We start from the raw sequence: 19,259 nt of genomic DNA, 5'->3' as shown, positions 1-19,259 counted from the left end.
TCCAGCGGCAACTATCAGGTGTTCGTCTCGTGCGGCAGGGACACCCCTCAGGGCTTTTCCCTGTGGGGCCAGGACGAGGTCTTCGACGAACTCCGGGGGCAATAGCCGGCGGGCGGGGACGCCTGGACTGCGAGGTGCTGACGGCGGGCGGGTTCATGGACTCCCCGCCCGAATCGCGCGGCGCGGACCACGCGCCGGGCGATGAGCACCGCGCAAGCCTTCCCCGGGACGCTCAAGCAGGATCTCGCGTCCTGGACGAAGAAGGACGTGACCACCTCGACCGGGCAGGTGTTCACCAACACGGCCTATCGCACGTGCACGACGACGACCTGGTGCCTGACCTACGCCCAGCCGTCTTCGGCGAGCGCGTGTCAGGCGAGCGGCGGCTGCCCCAACTACGGCGGCGGTACGGCCACCAATGACAGCTCGATCCAGTACTACTTCGGGCAGCGATCCGCGCTACTCCGACATGCTCGGCGTCCTCCGCCTCACCGACACCCGGTAGCGGCGAGAGACACCGAGTGGCCCTGCGGGATCGGTCACATACCGTCAGATATGCCCGCTATGGCCAGCAGTAGGGCCGATCCTCGCTCCCCCGGGCCTGGACGAGAGCCCGCCTACGCCCCGTCACGCAGCGCTCGGATCGCCGCGAGCACCTCGGCCCGGTTACTGGCCGCCTTCATCCACGCGGGCAGTCGCTCCAGCAACGTCTGCGACCCCGCCGGGCTGGGCCGCTCCCGCTGAAACGCAGCCACGTACGCCCCCAGCAGCTCCAGATGCGGCACGTTGTACGCCCACAACACCCGCCCGCAACAAGCCCGCCGCAACCACAACGGCAGCCGGAAGTAGGGGTCATCCGGCCCGCCGAACGTCGGCACCACGAGCGCGCCACGACCGCTGAAGTACACATCCCCAACACCACTACTCCACCGCCGCGGCACCCACTCGGCGACGTGCCCACAGCCAAGACAGGTCAGCCGATGCGGCGCCGTCAACCAGCCCATCGCGTACGCGTGACCGTCGCGATGATCAGGATGTACGGCCACCAACGCACGTCCGTCGCACTGCGGACACCGAACCAGAATCTCCTTGGCGAAATGCCACAGACGCACACCGGGATCCCGAAACCGACCCGCACCGGCTCCCTCGACTTCCACAGCACACATCCTGCCCCGCCCGCCAAAAGGCGCACACGGGGTCCGTTTCCCCGTTGAGGCCGAGCTGCTGGAGTTCGAGGAAGGCCTGGACTACCACTGCGGCCGGCGGGCTTCAGCGGGCCGACCCGACGAGGCGGCCGGCACCTCGCTTACGGAGCTTTCATCACACACGTGACCAGGCTGACGACGCGTCGGCCAGGATGCTGCCCACTCGATCAACGACTCCTGCCAGTCTCAACCCCGGCATCCGCATCGGCTACGCCCGCTGCTCCGCCTCATTCAGGATCTCCGACCCCCCGCTGGCCCACCAGCGTCAAGGTGAGCCGTTTCGCAAGATCTTGGAGATCCCATTTCCCGGCTTGGACGGCCTGGTTACTGATCCAGAACACCATCAGATCGCTGTGCACACCGTGCACGTTCACGCCATAGGACCAGCCGTTGCCGCCGGAGTGTGTCGCGAGAGCGCCATCGGGCGTGATGACCCACCCGTAGCCAGTGGCGTAGCCGTCATACCCCGGCAGTCCGATGGGGGCGTAGGCCTTGAACATCTTGGCCTTTGCGTCGCGATCCAGAAGCGTGTCGCCAGCCAGCGCACGGTGGAAGCGGTACATGTCGTTGGCAGTAGAAAGCAGGCCGCCGTTGCCGCGCAGATTCCAGTACGGGCCGTCTGCGGCCCACCGGTGGTCCAGCGGCCGACCCTGGGAGAGGCCCTTTTCGTTGTATTCCACCGCGATCCGGCCGGTGTCCCAGCGGGGCAAGATGTAGCCGGTGCGGGTCATTCCGGCAGGAGCAAGGATCTCCTTCGCCAGGAAGTGCTCGTAGTCCGTGCCGGCCGCTATCTCGATGATGGCGGCCAGCAGGCTGTAGCCCAGGTTGGAATAGGCGAACTTCGTGCCAGGTGGAGCGACCAGCTTGGACTTGGCGGCTCCGGCGATCATCTCCTGGCGGGAGATCGGATCGTAGTCGTCGCCAAGGCCCTCCGGCAGCCCGGATGTGTGGGTGAGCAACTGGTGAATTGTGATCTTGCGCTTGTCCGCGGGTACAGGGCCGACGTATGTGCTGATCGGGTCGCTCACCCGCAGCTTGCCTGTCATCTGCAGCTTCATGATCGCCACGGCGGTGAACGACTTCGTCATCGACATGATGTCGTACACCGTCTCGCAGTTCGCGGAGATGTGGTGGGCCCGATCGGCCATGCCGTAGCCGGCGCAGTGTACGACCCTTCCGTTACGGGCGGCGATCACCGTGCCGCTCCCGCCGCGGGGCAAGGCCTTGTCGAGGATCGCCTGGATCGACCGATCCACGACACCAGGCGTTGCCGAAGAGGAGCCAGGATCTGCCGGGCGGGTGTCGCTGTTGCTGCTGCTGCAGGCGGCCAGCACCAGCATCGACACCAATGTGAGCACGACAGGAACACGGAATTCGGGCAGCCGCATGAAGAGTCCTTGCGTAGCCGCCGACAACGGGCCCGCGAGTTCGCCACGGGACGTCCATGAGGCCGACCCGCAGATCATACACACGACGACACGGCCGACCGTCAGGACCGCATCGCCACCCGGACCCGGGAGCGGCATGCCGCCGTTCACGCCCTGCTGGAGCAAGGCCGAGGGCTGCGGGAGATCGCCCGCCCGCTGTCCCTGGGCGGCAACACCGTCCGGCGCTTCGCCCGTGCCGCCCATCCCGACGACCTGCTCGTTCACGGCAGCACCGGCCGACGGCCCAAGAATTTGGAAGCCTACGACTCCTACCTGCGCACGCGACATCCGTCCACCACGCGGCACCCCCGCGAACAATCGGCGCAGATCTTGCTGACGCCCTCGGCGAAGTCGTCGCGGAGGCTCGAGGTGGACAGGTCGATGTCTTCGCTGGGCCGTTGGAGTACGCCATAGGCCTGCACCGCCTAGCCGCCCGCCAGGGCGAACCCGTGTCCTGCTGGGCGCACGGAAGATCGAGCCTAGAGAATGCGCTTCCAGTAAGTGGAGAGGAATTTCCGGGCGATCTCCCGGTCCAGTTTCAGGCTCGCGTGCTGGTCATGCCAGAGGCCCGTGAAGCCTCGTTGAAGGTCGTATGCGAATGTCCCCTGCTTGAGATTGAGCTCAACGGTCTTGTTGGGGAAGGCGCCGAGCCACCCAGGCTTTCCGGCCAGATCCGCTTCGTTCCAGCGCGGCCCCAGGATGGGCCCGAGCGCCGCTACTGTTCTCTGTCTGTCGGGGGTCAATAGCGGTCGGTCGTTCACGACCGACATGTTTCCCTTGATGATGACGTTGTAGAGCATTTGGACGGTCTCGTCGAGAGTGGTTCGCGACCACCCGTTACCGACGCTCGTACGTTCGCCGCTACCGCCTTTCATGCCGTCGGTCATCTTCATCGTACGGCCCTTGGCCATGTCGAACTCGTGGTCGAACTGGCCAACCCGTTTCTGGAAGAAGAAGGGATTCCTTCCGTCCTCAGCGAACTTTGCGAGCGCGAAGATGGCGTTCGCAGGAGTGGTGATCATGACAATCCCGGTGGCCCATTTGACGTCATGCCACCGCTTGGCCGGGCTCTGCTTCCATTCTCTGCCCCTCAGGCTCGCATAGGGTGGGGCAGGCCAGGACCGAGCGGCGATACCCGCGCCGGTGCTGAGAGCGGCCATGCCGAAGCCCATCTCAGCGGCGTGCTTCCAATCCCAGCCGGCGCCGCTCGCCCATCCCGTGGTTGCCAGCACAGTTGAGCTCACCGCACCGCCGACCATGATCCGGGAGAATGCCCGCTCCCATGTGGCCGACTCCATGGCCTCGGCCAGGCCGGTGAGCGCGGGTCCGCCTCGGCGCAGCAACGCGGGCAGCGCGCCGTGCGCACCGGCCATCAACCCGCCGGCGAGCGCTCCGTGCACCATATCCCGAACCAGCTTCCCGACATTGATGGTGCCGGTGGCGAACAGCTGGTTGATCGCGCCCAGTCCGCCGGAGTACATCGCGCCCAATGCCGCCTGACGGATGATCAGCAAAGTGATCCGCAGTACCTGGCCCTCGGTTCGGAGCAGCTTTTTCACCACGGCGTCGAGGAGCGGGCCGAGCCGGGGGGCCAGCAGCTTCGCAATGAGCATCAGTGCCACCACGAACGCCGCAGATGCCAGGAACCGCCGTCTGGCCTCCACGATCGCGTCGTAGCCGATCTGGCCGCTGTCGGCGAGATGCGCGCACCGCCGATGCAGGTCAGCCAACTGCCCATTCTCGCCGTGCACCACCCGCGTGGTACGTCCGAACACAGCCGTGGCCAGCCCGGACCCGGCCCCGGTCACCCGCCCGGCCTGCCCGGCGACCTGCTCCTGGACGTCAGCGACCACGCGTCCCACCGCCGTCGCGGCATCCCGCAGCCGCGCCACACCGTCGAGATCACCATCCGGCCACGCGGACCCGACTCCTACAGATTCGAGGAACCAGATCGCCTGGCTCACGAGGTCAGGCGCTGGTGTGGTCGTCGGCAGACCGCTCGGGCTCAGCCCGGGCTTGTAGACATCCGGATCCGTCAGCCATCCCGGGTATCCCTGCGCGTACGGGATCTCGGTGGTCGCCTCCCCGGCCTCGGCGTACTTGCCCCCGGCAATCATCCTGGCGTTCAAGTCCTCGGTTGCGGCATACCCGCACCCGGCGACGACCATCCCGGCCGCCATCGCGCGTAGCAGGTTAACCGCTCCGACCAGGTCTTTCAGCAGGTCGTCACGTAGTCGGGCGAACCCCGGCATGCCCGCCTCGGGATCGCCCTCGAACAGCGCCCGGCCTAGATCGTCCTGACCGAAAGGGCGCTCATCCACCGCCCGGCAGAACTCGTCCACGCCCTCGGCCAGATCATCAGCGGCCTTCCGGACGCCTTTCCCCGCGCTGAGCCAGTTCTCCGGGTCGAATATCAGTATCCCCGCATGGGCCAGATCGTTGGCGGCGATGTTCCTCATCTCCATGATCTACAGCAACCGCTCGCAATCACTAACGGAGCATCTACGCCGACGGATGGCGGGACCGCCTTCACTGCCGGCCGGCAAGGCTCGATGCAGTGGTGGTCGATGCGCGTTCGGCAACGTAGCGCCCCCGCCGATGGCGAGCGCCTTGCGGGCCGGACGAAGCCGCGACTTACATTGCCCCCGCTGAACAAAGACCTCGTTCGACCAAAAGCCGATGCATTCGCGATCCCCATATCGGATGTCGATGTCGCCACCTGGGACGAATACCACATAAATACACCATTTATACAGTCAGCAAGATCACGAGTCAATGCCCACTTGGTCCGGTCGCTACTTGGCCGTGGTCCTCACCCATATGACCGCCCAGATGCCTTTGGCCAACCACGCCCCGTCAACCTATCGGACCACCGTCGACGCCGATTCGGTCACGTCCACGGGGGTATCACTTCGCGCCGCCGACCGGTAGATCGGCCAGGCAGCGCAGGTGGTAGCCATGCAAGCCGGATGAACTGCGCGGATGGCATTATCGGCCGGCCCGGAGCCATCGCCCCGGGAGCCTCGGGGCGAGGCTCACTGGAGCGTCGTCAAGCGTCGCCCTCGGAGTCGGCCGCTACAGGTGCCTGTCGAGTAGGACGCGCCCGTTCTTGGTAAGCCGGACGTCGATGCTCCTGATTTGCTTCATGGTCAGCCCGGTCGTGCCGACGGGCATGGTCGTGGTGCCGGGCGACGCCATCCAGGTGGCCAGTTTGGTACTGCTGCCCAGAAGGTCAGTGACGTACATGGCGTACTCGAACGTCTTGGGCGGGGCCGGGTCGGCGGGCACGGCGTAACGGCAGGTCAACTCCACTCGAGTGCCCCAGGGTTCCTGGATGACGCGCACCTCGGCGGTGACAGGGCTGGGAATCGTCTGCAGCATCGGCAGGGCGGCCTGCTGCCGCTCGGGCGGGAGCGGGGACGCCTGCATCGGCAGGGCTGCCTCCTGCCGGTCGAGCAGGAGCGGGGACACCATCACCCCGGCAAGGGCCGCCGCGATGGCGACCGCGGCGGCACGTACCCTGGCCCACCGCCGGGCCCGCCGGCTGGAGTCCATCAGCTCGGGCAGCAGGCTCGCCGGCACCTCGGCAAGCGAGGGGTCGGCGTGCGGCGGGCGCAGGGCGCGGTCCGCCGGGACGGTCGAGAGGATGCCGGGTATGCCGGCGAGCGAGGCGACCGCCTGCGAGCAGGCGGCGCATCCGCTCAGGTGCTCTTCGTACTCGAGTCGTTCGCGGGGTGACAGGGCCCCCATGACGTACGCCGCGTCCCACTCCGCGTACGGATCCGTTGAGGACATCAATGAGTGGTAACCCCCCTTTCCTGCAGCGCGAGTCGCAGGGCCCTGAGAGCGTAATGCAGTCTCGACTTCACCGTGCCGGGCGGCAGATCGAGCTCGTCGGCGAGTTCGGCGACGGATTCGCCGCCATAATAGGTGCGCACGATGACGGTTCTGTGGTTCTCCGACAGTTGCGCGAGGGCGTCGGTGACCAGCCAGGCGTCGAGTGTGGCGTCTATCTGGTCGGCGCTGGACGTTTCGGGAAGCCGGTCGGTGCCGACCTCCCGGCGTACCCGAGCGCTGCGGCTATGGTCGATCACCACGTTCCTGGCCACGGTGTACAGCCAGGCGCGCGACGCCGTCTCACCCTTGTGGAAGACCTCCGGGCTCTTCCACGCTCGTAGCAGCGTTTCCTGGACGACGTCATGGGCGAACTGGTTGTCGCCGGTCAAGCGGACAACGAAGCGCCACAGCGCGGGCGCGTGCTCGTCGTACAGTGCCCGCAGGAGTGCCGCATGCGCATCGGTCATGTCCACACCCATGTGAGAAGGGGGTTACTTTCCCGGGAAGACGGGCCTTCGCTTGCTCAGGAAGGCTTGGGTGCCCTCGCGCATGTCCTCACTGGTGAACGTGCGGCGGAAGGCGTGCGCCTCGATGTCGAGCGCGGCGCCGATCTCCCGGCCGCGCGAGTCGTTGACGGCCTCCTTGCACAAGGCCACGGCGATCGGCGAGTTCGCTGAGACCAGCGCCAACGACTCGTATGCCGCCTCCAGCATCTCCTTCCTGGTCACGAAGACCCGGTTGACCAGGCCGATCCGCAGGGCCTCCCCGGCATCGACGTTGCGGCCCGTGTAGATCATCTCCCGGGCCCGGCCGGGGGCGACGTGACGTTGCAGCCGCACGCATCCGCCGAAGGCGGGGATCAGCCCGAGCCGTACCTCCGGCTGGCCGAATACGGCGTCCGCCGTCGCGTAGATGTAGTCGCAGGCCATGGCCAGCTCACACCCGCCCCCGAGCGCGTACCCATTCACGCAGGCGATCACCGGGAACGGCGCCGCCTCGATCAGCCGGGTGACCTCCTGGCCCAGCCTGCCGAATTCCTCGCCCTCCTCCGGCGTCATCGCCGCCATCTCCCGGATGTCGGCACCGGCGACGAAGGCGCGTTCTCCCGAACCGGTGAGGATCATCCCGCGGAAGCCGGTCAGGCCGGTGAGGAAGCGTCGCAGCTCGGTGAGGGTCTGCCGGGACAGGGCGTTGAGCACGCCGGGCCGGTCAATGGCGAGCGTCACGATCTCGTCATTGTCGTCGACCGTCAGTGTTCGGAAAGCCATGGATCGTCCTCCAGAGATCACGCGCTGTCAGGTCAGGAATCCCAGATCGCTCCGTACGCGGGGACACCCCGCATCTCAAGCTGTTCGACGAGGTGCCATGTGGTCTTCTTGTTGGAGATGCAGATGATCGCCTCGGCGTCGAACTCCACATACACCCGGTAGGCCAGGGCCAGAAGGTCGGGCTTGCCGTTGGCATCGGTGTCCCAGACGACCGCGTCCGGCTGCACGGCGAGGATCTCCTCCACCAGTTCGTCGCCGTATGTAGTGCGGGGGCGCCGTGTCGACCAGACCAGCCGCGACGGCGTGTCGCGCGACAGCAGGTGCGGCAGGCACGGGCCGATGCCGCTGCCGGTGGCCACCCAGACGACGCGCGCGAACAGCTTGTCGATGTTGCCGACGCCGGCCGTCGGTATGCCCTTGACCCACAGGTGAGAGGGACTGTCGTCGATCAGCGACCCCGTCCAGTCGCCGGCCCGCGAGACGGTGAGCCGGAAGCCGTTCCTGCCGGGGGCGGGCACATTGGCGAAGGAGTGCCACTCGATCAGCGGGTTACGGCTCACGGTGGTCGACGAGCCCGCGAACGGCGTGACGCCGTAGTCGAACCCGAGCAGGGCCACGTGCGACGACGGCCTGGAGATCCGGACAGGCACGCGCCGCAGGCGCAGCCACGGCAGCGCGACGCTGAAGGTGATGGCCGTGAGCGCCCAGAACGTCGCCTGGTGGGCCGCGGTCAGCAGCGCATGCGCCCAGAACAGGGCGAGCACCGTCCAGCCGCCGAACCGGTGCACGACCTCGAACACGTTGTGGAGCCGCGCCCGCAGCGAGGGCAGCGCGAAGACCACCATCGCGAGCAGCAGCGCCAGGATCACGTACGCGAGCGTGAGCAGCCCCGCGGAGACCCCGGCGGGGCGCACGGTCATCACCCCGGTGAGGAAGGCGAACCACAGGGTGGCCGCGACCGCCCCGCCGACGTGTAGTCCACCGAAATGGTAGACCTTGCCCAGAATGCGGCGGACCGCCAGCGGCCAGCGGACGGGGGCATCGGTGGCCACGTGAAAGAGCAGGTTGATGACGTACTGCTGGCGGATCAGCACGGCCAGGGTGACATTGGCGACCACCAGGAGGGACAGGGTGCTCGGGTCGGCCCACCAGCCGGCGGTGATCGCGTGGACGAGGAACCCTGTGTTGACGGCCAACACGACGGCGGCGAGCCGGTTGTAGTGCATGCAGCGCCGGCCACTGCCGAGGATCCTGATCGCCGAGCGCGGCGGAGGCAGTTCGAGCGCATCCGGCAAGGAGCGCACGACCGTCATGCGACCACGTCGATCAGCGGGTCGATCAGGTCGGGCAGGGCGTTCTTGTCGACCTTGCCGCGGTCGGTCATCGGCAGCTCGTCCACCGCCACGACGAGAGAGGGCACGCAATAGTACGGCAGCGCCTGCTCGACGGACTTCCTCGCCGCCTCGACGTCCACGCTCGCCGGGCTGACGAAGCCGATCAGCTCGCCCTCGCGCAGGATCGTGGTGGCGCGGGCGCAGTCCGCGGTCAGCTCCAGTGCGCCGGTGACCGCGTCCAGCTCGACCCGGAAGCCTCTGACTTTCACCTGGTCGTCGGTGCGGCCGTGGTGTTCCAGCTCACCGTCCGGTGTCCAGCGGCCCAGGTCGCGCGTGCGGAACATCATGTGGCCGCCGCCACGGAAGGGATCGGGCTGGTACCTCTGCATGGTCACGACGTCGTTTCCAAGATAGCCCGCGGTCACGCAAGCGCCGCCCGCCCACATCTCGCCGATCTCGCCGATCGGGCACGGCCTGCCGTCCTGGTCGAGGATGTAGACCATGGTGTTGGGGAGCGGTCTGCCGATGGTCAGGACGCGGCGCCGCGGATCGTAGCGCTGAATCGTGTTCACGATGGTGACCTCGGTGGGTCCGCACGCGTTGTGGAAGGCGCTGAAGCGAGACCAGGTGTCCGCCAGATGCTGGGGGCAGCGCTCGCCCGCGACCGCGACCACCTTGACGTTGCGGCACCGAGAGGCGTCGAGGGAGCCCAGGATTCCCGGGGTGGCGATGACGACGTCGACGTCGCGCACGGTCTCCTCGATGTCGTCGCCGCGGATGACGACCGTGGCGCCGTGCGACAGGGCTCCAAGGATCTCCCAAACCGCCATGTCGAAGGCGATGTTGAGGATCTGGGCCACCCTGGTGCCAGGGCCGATTCCCAGGGAGCCCGGCTCGTTCAGCAGGATGTTGCACAGGTTGGCGTGGGTCACGCTGACACCGTTGGGATGGCCGGTCGTCCCAGAGGTGAAGATGACCACCGCCACGTCGCCCGACCCGCCCGGGACTCGCGCGGACCACTCGCCCGAGCGCGGGACCTCGTCCACCGCGATGACCTCGTGACGATCGCCGGCGGGAATCCTCGGCGCCGAATCAGAGGAGGTCAGGATCACCTTGACGGAGGCCGTGTCGATGATGTGGCGAAGGTGGACGGCCGGGGTGATCCGGACATCCTGCGGCACGTAGGCCGCGCCGACCTTCAAGATCGCGAGGATGCCCACGACCATGGGGATCGACCGTGTCATGAACAGGCCGACGCGGTCGCCGGGACGCACGCCACGGTGGGCGAGCGAGGCGGCGAGACGGTCGGCGCGGCGGTCGAGTTCCAGGTAGGTCATGCTCTCGCCGAGATGAGTGACGGCGGTCGCGGTCGGCGTGGCCTTGGCGTGGGCCTCGAAGGCATGGTGAATGCGGTCGAACGCCGGGGCGGCCTCCGGGCCGGCGCCGAAACTCTGGAACAGGATCCGATCCGCAGAAGGAAGATCGACGAGAGCCGAGCGATTCAGACGCAGTGTCACTGGAAGTCTCCCGCTGAGTCGACGTGAGCTTGCTGTCCGCGTTTGGCTGATCTTCGAAACGATGTAGCCGCCGACCCGGTTCAACGATGGGGTGAACTTTTCACCATCGATTCGCCCTGGCTGCGACGGGATCTCGGCAACCACCCGGCGCCTGCCGGGTGTCACACACGGCGGGAACCTTCGGTCCTCTAGGACGTTCTACGATGCAGCCGACCCAAGGAGATCCACGTTGGAAGATCTGTTCCCGTACTTCCCGCTGCTGTTCGTGGCGTTTGGAGCATTGATCATTCTGAGGTCGATCAAGGGAATCATCGACGGCAAGCAGTTCGTCCGGCAGGCGCAGCGGGTGCCAGGCGTGGTCAGCGACGTCCGGACCACGTTCGTGGGGCGGGGGGAGCACTTGAGGGCGTTGCAGCGGCCAGTTCTGACCTTCACGACCGTGGAGGGGCGGGAAATCACCACCGAGGCAGCCACCACCTCCGACCTTGGCATCGGCAACGAGACCGAGGTGCTCTACGACCCGGAGGACCCGACCAACGCCGTGCCTGCGGACGACGTCGGCGGCGGCTACAGCGGAATCGTCGTCGGGCTCATCGCGGTCGTCATCGGCCTGGCCTTCTTCTCTGCTTTCTCTCGTTTCTCTGGCTTCTGAGAGTGCAGCCGAAAGGCCCGGTGCTAGATCCAGCGTGCCGATGGCTTGGCCTTCCCCTGATCTGAAACGTTCGGAACTGGTGATCTTCAGGGGCATTGTGCTGCTTTCATGGTCGGGTGAGGTACGAAGAGGCGCTGTCCGGCGTGCGTGAGCTGTGCGTTGAACATCTGGGTGAGCACGTGGGGGGCCAGCTGGTGGCGTTGGCGCGGCCCGGGTTCGATCTGAAGCCCGCGGATGATGACGCCGCGGCGACCGGGTTGTGCCGGTGGGGCGGCCCGGCGCTGCTGGAGCCGGGCACACAGTGGCCTGTGTACGCGGGTGTGCCGCTCAGCCTGTACGCCGTGCTCGATGTCGGCGCGCTCGGCCCATGGCTCGGTGATCAGATCCCGTCGACCGGGTCCGCGCTGCTCAATTTCTTCTTCTTGGATCCATGGACCGGATCCAAGGAGGTTCCGAAAGATGCCGGCAGCTTCAGCTATGACGATCCCCGGGTATGCCGGGTCGTGCCTGCCGACCCGCAACGCGCGGTCGAGGTCCCGGCACCGGATCCGGCCCCGAGGTTCGACCGGGTTCGGATGCGCGCCAACCCTGCCGTCACTTTGCCCTCGATGTCGTCCTACGACTGCGATCCGGTACTCAACACCCTCGACTACGGAGATGAGATCGAGCCGTCATCGCTTTACCGCGTGAATCCGGGCTGGCTGGTGGTCGACAAGTTCGGCGATGATGCCTGGCCGCGGTACTGCGTGGACGAGCAAGGCATCGAGTGGGGTGGCATGAGCAATCAGGCGTTCGGCTGGCCGCCGATCCGCAGCTACGGCGTTGACCTGTTGCAGGAGCTGTCGCAGGAGGAGCCTTATGCTCACCTGCTCACTCTGGCCGGCACCGACATGTGGGAGTGGGGCGACGGGGGCATTGTGCGGTTTGTCGCCCCGGCCAAAGCACTCCGGGCAGGCGACATGAGCCAGGTGCGAGCCAACCCCGACGACTGGTAGAACCGCGATCTCGTGTCCTTTCGCGGGGGCGGTCTCCTCCCGAGGGATGGGTTGATCAAGCGCTGGCCCGCCGGGCAAGCGTGTCGCCCTCCGTGAGGGCTGGGAAGCCCGATCGGCTCTCCAGCCCTCCACGTGCTCGAACAGGCCCCGCGAAGTGGCGGGCGGCCTTCCCGGTCAGCGGATCTTCACGACGATCTCGCGAGTCCGGGTGACGCCGGCCGCGTTCTCCAACTCGGCGCGGTAGGTGTGCTCGCCGGCGGCCCGGCCGGTCAGTGCGGTGGCCACGTGCTGGGCAGCGGGGGTCGCCGCGGTCAGCGTCCGGGTGTCGATGAGCACGCCGTCTTCGTACAACCGGTAGGCCGTGCCGTTGGTCCCCCACCACAGGTCGAAGGAGACGGTGTACGAGTCGTTCTTGTCCCAGTTGTCGTGGGAAAGCACGCCGACGCCGGGTTCGGCGTCGGTGACGCGAACGGTCAGCGGCTTGGTCGTGCTCTGCCCGTTCCGGTTGATCAGGACGGCCACGTACTCGTAGTCACCGTTCGGGCGCGCGGTGACCGGAACGGAGACGTGCTGGGCCTTCGGGGTGTCGTCGGTCAGGTCGCGGGTCGCGATGAGTTCGCCGTTCTCGTAGAGCTTGACCCGGGTGGCGTTCGGGCCCCACCACAAGCTCATCGTGACAGTGTGGTTGCCATCCGCGAGCCCGTCGGCCCAGCCGCTGTCGCTCGACAGGACGCCCTGGCCGGGCGGCTCGGTGGTGGTCCCGGCGGGGACCGCGGGCTCCAGGGCGGCGACGGCGTTCGCGAGGCCGCCGGCCGCCGCGTCGACGGCCTGCTGGGTCGGTTCGGCCCCGTCGGCGACCAGCGCGGAGGCGGACGTGCGTGCGTTGGTGAGCGTCGCCCAGCTCTCCGGCGTCCAGTCGTCCTTCGCGAGTCCGTCGGTCTCGGCCAGGTAGAGCCGCACGGCCGTGGTGTCCACGATCGTCCGTACGAGCTGGACCTCCGCGAGGTTGGTGTTGCCCGACGGCGCCAGGACGCGCACGGCCCCGTAGGTCACCGGCTGGTCGAGAGTGATCTCGTTCCAGGAGGCGCTGGTCACGGTGCCGGCGGTGGCGAAGGTCTGCCAGGTCTGCCCGCCGTCGCCGGAGCCTTGGAACTGGACGCCGCTCGCCCGGGCGGCGAACCCGTCCCTGGGCAGGAATCGCACGGACTCCACCGTGAAGGTGGCGCCGTTCTCCGGGATCACGCTGACCCATCCGGAGGACTGGGTCGTGTCGGTGAAGGTCGTGGCGTTGCCGTCGAACATCGACCAGCCGTTGGCGGCGGCGTCCTTGCGCCCGTCCCAGGACGGGCTGCTGGCGGTGACCCACGGCTGCTGGACCTTGGCGACCCCGACCGGGGCGGGCTCCAGCAGCTCCCAGGCGTCGAGGAGGCGGACGGCCAGCGCCCGGGTGTCCGCGCCCTGCTCCAGCGCGAGGGCCCGCACAGCGCCGGCCTCACGGGTGAACAGGATCGCGGACGCGCGGGAGTACGGGGCGAGGTCGACGGCATCGGCCAGGTCCAGGACGGTGTCCAGGCCCACCTCGGAGCGCTCGCCGTCGATGCGGAAGTCGGCGAGGGTCCAGATGCCCGGGTAGGCGGGGTCGGACGGCACGCCGGGTTTGTCAACCTGCAGTTTGAGATACCGGTAGGCGGTGTCGCGCAGGTCGGCGCGGACCGGGACCCGCTCGATGCCGACGTCGTCGCCGGCGTTCGGGTGCTCCGTGAGCAGGGTCCAGGTCTGACCGTCGACGGAGCCGTAGACGTTGGTGCCCTCGGCACGGTTGGGGAAGGTGTCCCGGGCGAGGAACCCGAACCCGTCGGCGCGGAGCCGGTAGCCGACGCCGAAGTCGAGCACGACGCTCAGCACGCGCTGGTCGCCCCAGGTGGTCTGGTTGTCGCCGTCGGTCAGGGCGACGAGGGTCGGGGTGGGCAGCGGGGAGGTGACGATCCTGGAGAAGTCGAGCGTTCGGTCTTCCAGCCGCGGGTTGAGCAGCGCGAGACCGTCGACGGCGACGCGCAGGTCCTCGAGCAGCGTCGCGAACTCGGCGGAGCCGGCGTCGGCGACCGCGGCCAGGGCGGCGTCCCGAGCGGCGGCGACGTCGGTCCACGTGGCCGTCGTGTACGTCTCGGGCGCTTTGAGCCCGTCGAGGCTCGCCTCGACGGCCGCCGCCCGGTCTTTGGCGACCGTGACGGTGATCGGCAGCGCGGTGTCGGTCTCCCCGACGGAGGCGACGACAAGGAACGTGTGGTTTCCGGTGTCGCCGGCGGAAGGGGTCCAGGTGAGCTTTCCGTCGCTGGACAGGGTGGCCGACGACGGCGAGCCCTGCATGCGGAACGTGATCGGGCTGCCGCCCGTTGCCAACAGCATGCGGGTGAACGGCTCGCCGGTCACGGCCACGGCGGCCAAGGAGTCGCCGGCGGCGAAGACGGCCGGGGTCAGCGTCCCGTTCGCCTGCGCGAGCACTCCTGCGACGTCGACGTGCCCGTTGCCACCGGTGGCGCGCAGGAACACGATGTTGTCGCCCACCGGGGAGATGGGGTGCCTGGCCTGGTCGATGTCGAGCGTGACGTAGCGCCACCGCCCCCCGGTGTCGGGGAGCTGGACGGTCGCGTGCGTCTGGGCGCCCGGCGCGGACCGGACCTCGAGGGTCGCGACCGCATCGGTGCGGACCTTGAACCCGATGAGCGCGGTGCCGGCGCGGCCGGGCCACACGGCCCGGCGCACCGCGAGCCGCCCCTGGTCGGCGGCGGCGTCGAGGCGCACGTACCGGGTGCCGTCCTCGTCGGCGCCCGGCTGCGCGCCGTCGCCGACGGCGTGGCCGAACTGGGCGACATCGAGCTCGGGACCGTCCTGAACCGGTGGCACCGAGTCGCTGGAACCGGCGAGCTCAGGCGGGAACGCCACCCAGTACTCGGCGGCGTTGAAGTCCGAGCCGCGCAGGTTCCAGAAGTTCGCCACCCCGGTGCCGTTGTAGTAGAGCGGGCCGTCGCGGTGCGCGAAGACCTCGGCGACGTGCGGCGCCTTGGCCTTGACGTCGACGCCGGCGACATAGGTGTACTGGTAGTACAGCTCACTGACCGAGTCGATCAGCCGCCCGCGGTAGGCCCCGGAGAGCTTGCCGGATCCGCCGGAGGTGTCGACGTAGGGCACGTCCTCGCCGAGCATGAACGCGTAGAAGACGTCGCCGCCGGCCAGGGTCCGGTTGCCGAGGAACTCATACGGGCTGACGGCGTTCCCGGCGGTGGACACGGTGCCGGCCACCGGGTCGAGCCGGGTGCCCTGGTTGTTCACGATCCGTGCGAGCGTCGTCAGGATGTCGACGTCGCCCTGCGCGTGCGCCTGGTCGCGCCCCATCTCCATGTGCTGGACGAAATCGTGCCCGTACGGGTTGATTTTGTCGTCGGCGGAGATGACGCGGAAGAGCGAGGCGAGGGACCCGTTGACGTCGCCGCCGTTGATCGTGTGCTCGCTGGTGTAGGTCGAGTTGACGGTGTACCACTCGACGCGCTCGGCGTACAGGTCGGCGTCATCCAGGAAGATGGCGGCCGCGATCATGCCGACCACGCCGTACAGGTGCTGGTTCCACAGCCGGTTCTGGGAGTACAGGAACGTGTTCAGGACCGGGTGGATCAGGTTGTCCTTGATCCGCTGCTGGTCGCGGTCGGTCCAGCGCAGGTCGTACCCGTCGAGGGTGTCGTTGACCGGGGTGGTGGACCGGATGATCTCGGCGGCCATGAGCATCTTGTACAGCGGATCGCCGGTGTGGATGTGCGCGTCGGCGAAGTAGCGGTACTTGGCCGGGTCCAGGCTGCTCCACGTGCGGATGACGTGCAGTGCGTTGGCCCGGTACACCTCCTCGCCGGTCACGACGTACCGCAGCGCCTGCGTCAGCGCGCCCACGCCGTCGTTGAGCGCGCGGGAGCGCATCGAGACGGCGTTGTAGGCGTCGCTGAGCGGCTGCTCGTCCGACGTGCCCGCGTTCTGCGCCTTGAAAGTCCGTGAGGCGAACCCGGTCTGGATCATCGCGTCGTAGTAGCCGGCCCACGGCTTGGTGCCCGCGAGCACCTGGGTCCGCATGTTCTCCAGGTTGCCGGCGGTCAGTCCGACGCCTGGGTGGACGAACCCGGCGTCGCTCGTCGTCTCGACGATCTTGGGTAACGCCGTCCCGGTGACCTCGGCGGCCGCCGCGTCGGCTGGTACGGCGAGCGTGGTGCTCAGCGCGACCACGACCACGCTGGCTGCGGCCATGCGCCGCCAGTGTCGTAGCCGGCCGAGCCTCGTGGTGATCATCGTCGGTCTCCTCTCTCGTAGGACGCAGCCGGCCGGCCGCGCTGTACCTCTGCTCAGGGACGAGGGCCTCCTGGTCGCCTTCATCACGAAGGGCCCGGCCGGTCGGCGACCTGGACCCGCAGGAGCCGGGCGGACAGCGGTGCCGGCAGCTTGACCTCGACCACGGTGCCGCCGTCGACGACCGCGGCGGACTCACCGCCCCACGTCGGATACAGGACCTGCACGCCCCCGGTGGCGACCATCCCGGGTAGCCGCAGGTGCACGCTGTCCCCGCCCCGGATCTCGCGGCCCTCGTCGTCGGCACGGCGCCAGATCGCCAGGTACAGGTCTCCGCCGTCGCGCGCGCCGAGTGCGACCCACGGGTCGCGCCAGCCGGGCAGGCCGAGGGGCCATACGGGCACGGATCTCGCCGCGGCGTGGCGGACGGCGTGGTGGACGGCCAGCGCCTCGCGGACGGCGGCCTGCTGCCCGGGGCGCAGGGTGTCGATCCGCCCGGCCAGATGGACCCGCGAGAGCAGGGCGGTCACCAGGGAGAACGCCGTCTCCTCAAGCGTCATCGTCCCGTCGAGGGACGCCCACACACCGGCCTGCTCGGGCGGGATCGCCAGGGGCGCCGCGACCGCGATGGGGGGTGTGAGCCGGAAGTCCTGCTGGTCGGTCAGCGACTGGATCGGGAACACGGCCCCGGTCGCGGCGTCGGTGCGTGAGCCTCCGGCGGCACAGCCCTCGACGACCAGGCCCGGGTGCCGGTCCATGACCGCGCCGACCCAGTCGAGCAGGGCGCGGTCGTGGCCGAGCAACCCGTTGCCCAGCGGCTCGCCGCGCCCGGCGTCGGTCCCCGGGCCGATGTCGACGTTGTAGTCGAGCTTGAGGTAGGCCAGGCCGAACTCTCCCACGAGGCGGTCGACGACCGCGTCCAGGTGGCCGCGGGCCGCCGGGTGGCGCAGGTCGAGCTGGTGGCGGCCCCACTCGGTGACCCGGTGCCCGCGCCGCTGGAAGAAGGCCTCGGCGGGCAGGCTCCGGGCGACCGGGCTGCGCACGCCGACGACCTCGGGCTCGAGCCACAGCCCCGGCTTCATCCCCAGGTCGCGGATCCGGTCGAGCACGGCCCCGAGCCCTCCGCCAGGGAACCGGTTGATGGAGGGCTCCCAGGCGCCGACGGAGTCCCACCACCCGCCGAGCTCGTCGTCGTACCAGCCGGCGTCCATGACGTAGTACTCGGCGCCCAGGTCGGCGGCGGCCTCGACCAGGGGCAGGACCCGCTCGGTCGTCGGGTCGGACATCAGGCCGTTCAGGAAGTCGTTGTAGACGACGGGCAACCGGTCGTGGTCGGGGTGGGGGCGGCGGACGCGACGGCGGTGCGTGGTCAATGCGGCGGCGACCGCGCCGAGGGTGGTCTCGCGCCCGTCCGGGTGCCCGGGCACGACGGCGAGGCTGACCGGCACGGTCCGCACCTGCGTTCCGGGTCCCACGGCGCCGGCCCATTGGTGCTCCAGGGTCGTCGGTCCGGTGGCGAGCAGGTAGACGTCGTCGTACCGGTCGCCGAGCTCGGCGTGCCAGGCGCCGTTGGTCTCGACCTGCCAGGCGAGCATCCGTCCTGTGCGGGTGTCCTCGACGATGCCCTGGGCGAGGTACTCGGACGTGGACCAGGCGCCGGTGGAGGTCAGGCTGACGCGGTTCTTGGATCCGACCTGGCCGTGGCGCACCATGCCGACGTCGATCAGCCCGCGCTCGGCGAGCGTGGCGCGGCACCAGCGGAACTCGCCGCTCCAGGGGTTGGCCGCCGCCCAGAGCACGAGCTCCTCCTCCCAGCGTGCGCCATGGCCGAGGCCCGAGAGTACGCCGGTGGTCGCGTGGTCGAGGACCGCCGGGCGGACCGCGGTGACCGTCGCCGACGACCGCACCACCGGCACGCCGTCGTGTACCTCGTACGTGACGCAGGCGCGCAGCCCGGCCTCCTCCTCGGCGAGGTCGAGCTCCAGGCATGTGCGGTCGCCGTCGCGCCGCTCGCGGTGGCCGGTGAGGCGCAGCCGCTGGGCGGCCGCGCCGTCGACGTGCCGCTTGCCGGACGTCCCGGACCGGCCCTCGCCCAGGACCGCCGTCTCCAGCACCGGCAGTGCCGAACGACGCAACGCCATCAGGTCCGGCCCGCCTTCGGCGGCGTGCCAGAGGGCCACGAGCCGGGGGGCGGTGTCCGGCCCGTGGGCGATCACGAGCCGGAGGACGTCGTTGCCCCACTCGAGGTGCTGCTCGTCCTCCTCGGGCAGCCCAGGCAGCGTGACGGTCACGCGACCGCTCCGGTGACCGGGTCGATCGTCCACTCGTCGCGCCACTCACTCCACGGCCCGGCGGGGGACGGGGCGGCGGTCACTTGAGTGAGCCGACGGTCACGCCCGAGCGCGGTCGCCACGGCGGCGATCCCTGTCGTCACGGAGCGGGTGCGCTTGATCCTCATCAGCTCTCTTTCGAGACGGCCTGTGCACGCTCCCGAATCATCTCGACGGGAAATCGTTGTCCCCCGGGCGCGTGGACACATCCCCGCCGGTGGGCCCGGCGAGGAATCGATCTGACATCCCGCACCAATTGACCCACCTCTGAGCCCCTGTCTGGGATATCGTTATCCTACATACGCCCAACATCCTGACAAGAGCCCGTAGCAAATTCGCTACCTCCAGGAAATCTGCTGCCGTACGCC

At 68.7% G+C, this 19,259-nt stretch carries 13 protein-coding genes; 2 read left to right on the top strand and 11 right to left on the bottom strand.

All coding sequences use genetic code 11. The features are described from left to right. Nucleotides 1–617: 617 nt before the first annotated feature. The 8 genes from AB0B61_RS49795 to AB0B61_RS49760 all read right to left on the bottom strand — a co-directional run bounded on the left by AB0B61_RS49795 (nucleotide 618) and on the right by AB0B61_RS49760 (nucleotide 10,588). A complete protein-coding gene (locus AB0B61_RS49795) occupies nucleotides 618–908 on the bottom strand; it encodes a hypothetical protein (RefSeq protein ID WP_358448107.1) in 291 nt (96 codons plus the stop codon). Between the two features lie 524 nt (nucleotides 909–1,432). After that, nucleotides 1,433–2,857: a serine hydrolase domain-containing protein gene (locus AB0B61_RS49790; protein WP_358448105.1), complete on the bottom strand. Its 1,425-nt coding sequence runs from the start codon at nucleotides 2,855–2,857 to the stop codon at nucleotides 1,433–1,435. 254 nt (nucleotides 2,858–3,111) lie between these two features. Continuing rightward, on the bottom strand, nucleotides 3,112–5,091 hold the full coding sequence (locus AB0B61_RS49785) for a sugar transferase (RefSeq protein ID WP_358448103.1): 1,980 nt from the start codon (nucleotides 5,089–5,091) through the stop codon (nucleotides 3,112–3,114). Between the two features lie 616 nt (nucleotides 5,092–5,707). Continuing rightward, nucleotides 5,708–6,427 carry a zf-HC2 domain-containing protein gene (locus tag AB0B61_RS49780; protein ID WP_358448101.1) on the bottom strand — a complete coding sequence of 240 codons (720 nt, stop codon included), beginning with the start codon at nucleotides 6,425–6,427 and terminating at the stop codon, nucleotides 5,708–5,710. Further along, a complete protein-coding gene (locus AB0B61_RS49775) occupies nucleotides 6,427–6,948 on the bottom strand; it encodes a sigma-70 family RNA polymerase sigma factor (RefSeq protein WP_358448099.1) in 522 nt (173 codons plus the stop codon). Before AB0B61_RS49775 ends, AB0B61_RS49780 begins: the two co-directional genes overlap by 1 nt. A 12-nt stretch (nucleotides 6,949–6,960) precedes the next feature. Then, nucleotides 6,961–7,737 (bottom strand): enoyl-CoA hydratase-related protein, encoded by a 777-nt coding sequence (locus AB0B61_RS49770; protein WP_358448097.1) that lies wholly within the window; start codon nucleotides 7,735–7,737, stop codon nucleotides 6,961–6,963. 32 nt (nucleotides 7,738–7,769) lie between these two features. Further along, nucleotides 7,770–9,050, bottom strand: a complete 1,281-nt coding sequence (locus AB0B61_RS49765) for a hypothetical protein (RefSeq protein WP_358448095.1) — start codon at nucleotides 9,048–9,050, stop codon at nucleotides 7,770–7,772. Continuing rightward, nucleotides 9,047–10,588 carry an amino acid adenylation domain-containing protein gene (locus AB0B61_RS49760; RefSeq protein WP_358448093.1) on the bottom strand — a complete coding sequence of 514 codons (1,542 nt, stop codon included), beginning with the start codon at nucleotides 10,586–10,588 and terminating at the stop codon, nucleotides 9,047–9,049. Before AB0B61_RS49760 ends, AB0B61_RS49765 begins: the two co-directional genes overlap by 4 nt. A 229-nt stretch (nucleotides 10,589–10,817) precedes the next feature. On the opposite strand from AB0B61_RS49760, the gene AB0B61_RS49755 reads away from it, so the two are divergent. Both AB0B61_RS49755 and AB0B61_RS49750 read left to right on the top strand, forming a co-directional pair. Further along, on the top strand, nucleotides 10,818–11,240 hold the full coding sequence (locus tag AB0B61_RS49755) for a DUF3592 domain-containing protein (protein WP_358448092.1): 423 nt from the start codon (nucleotides 10,818–10,820) through the stop codon (nucleotides 11,238–11,240). 116 nt (nucleotides 11,241–11,356) lie between these two features. After that, nucleotides 11,357–12,235, top strand: coding sequence for a DUF1963 domain-containing protein (locus AB0B61_RS49750; protein WP_358448091.1), 879 nt, complete (start codon nucleotides 11,357–11,359; stop codon nucleotides 12,233–12,235). 174 nt (nucleotides 12,236–12,409) lie between these two features. Here AB0B61_RS49750 and AB0B61_RS49745 read toward each other — a convergent pair whose 3' ends face one another. The 3 genes from AB0B61_RS49745 to AB0B61_RS49735 form a co-directional block, all read right to left on the bottom strand. Further along, a complete protein-coding gene (locus tag AB0B61_RS49745) occupies nucleotides 12,410–16,564 on the bottom strand; it encodes a discoidin domain-containing protein (protein ID WP_358448089.1) in 4,155 nt (1,384 codons plus the stop codon). A gap of 83 nt (nucleotides 16,565–16,647) precedes the next feature. After that, nucleotides 16,648–18,852, bottom strand: a complete 2,205-nt coding sequence (locus AB0B61_RS49740) for a glycoside hydrolase family 36 protein (protein WP_358448087.1) — start codon at nucleotides 18,850–18,852, stop codon at nucleotides 16,648–16,650. After that, nucleotides 18,849–19,019, bottom strand: a complete 171-nt coding sequence (locus tag AB0B61_RS49735) for a hypothetical protein (RefSeq protein ID WP_358448085.1) — start codon at nucleotides 19,017–19,019, stop codon at nucleotides 18,849–18,851. The genes AB0B61_RS49740 and AB0B61_RS49735 overlap by 4 nt, the downstream gene beginning before the upstream one ends. Nucleotides 19,020–19,259 lie beyond the last annotated feature (240 nt).

This window comes from Nonomuraea sp. NPDC049158 (assembly GCF_040648335.1).
In the GTDB taxonomy this organism is placed as follows: Bacteria; Actinomycetota; Actinomycetes; order Streptosporangiales; family Streptosporangiaceae; genus Nonomuraea.
The sequence above is the reverse complement of the archived record's forward strand: the minus strand, read 5'-3'. Positions and strand labels throughout refer to the sequence as shown.

What these genes read in the sequence shown, in the direction of transcription:
- AB0B61_RS49745 (WP_358448089.1), bottom strand. Translation starts at nt 16,564, where the DNA reads ATGATCACCACGAGGCTCGGCCGGCTACGACACTGGCGGCGCATGGCC.
- AB0B61_RS49780 (WP_358448101.1), bottom strand. Translation starts at nt 6,427, where the DNA reads ATGTCCTCAACGGATCCGTACGCGGAGTGGGACGCGGCGTACGTCATG.
- AB0B61_RS49735 (WP_358448085.1), bottom strand. Translation starts at nt 19,019, where the DNA reads ATGAGGATCAAGCGCACCCGCTCCGTGACGACAGGGATCGCCGCCGTG.
- AB0B61_RS49785 (WP_358448103.1), bottom strand. Translation starts at nt 5,091, where the DNA reads ATGAGGAACATCGCCGCCAACGATCTGGCCCATGCGGGGATACTGATA.
- AB0B61_RS49765 (WP_358448095.1), bottom strand. Translation starts at nt 9,050, where the DNA reads ATGACGGTCGTGCGCTCCTTGCCGGATGCGCTCGAACTGCCTCCGCCG.
- AB0B61_RS49770 (WP_358448097.1), bottom strand. Translation starts at nt 7,737, where the DNA reads ATGGCTTTCCGAACACTGACGGTCGACGACAATGACGAGATCGTGACG.
- AB0B61_RS49775 (WP_358448099.1), bottom strand. Translation starts at nt 6,948, where the DNA reads ATGGGTGTGGACATGACCGATGCGCATGCGGCACTCCTGCGGGCACTG.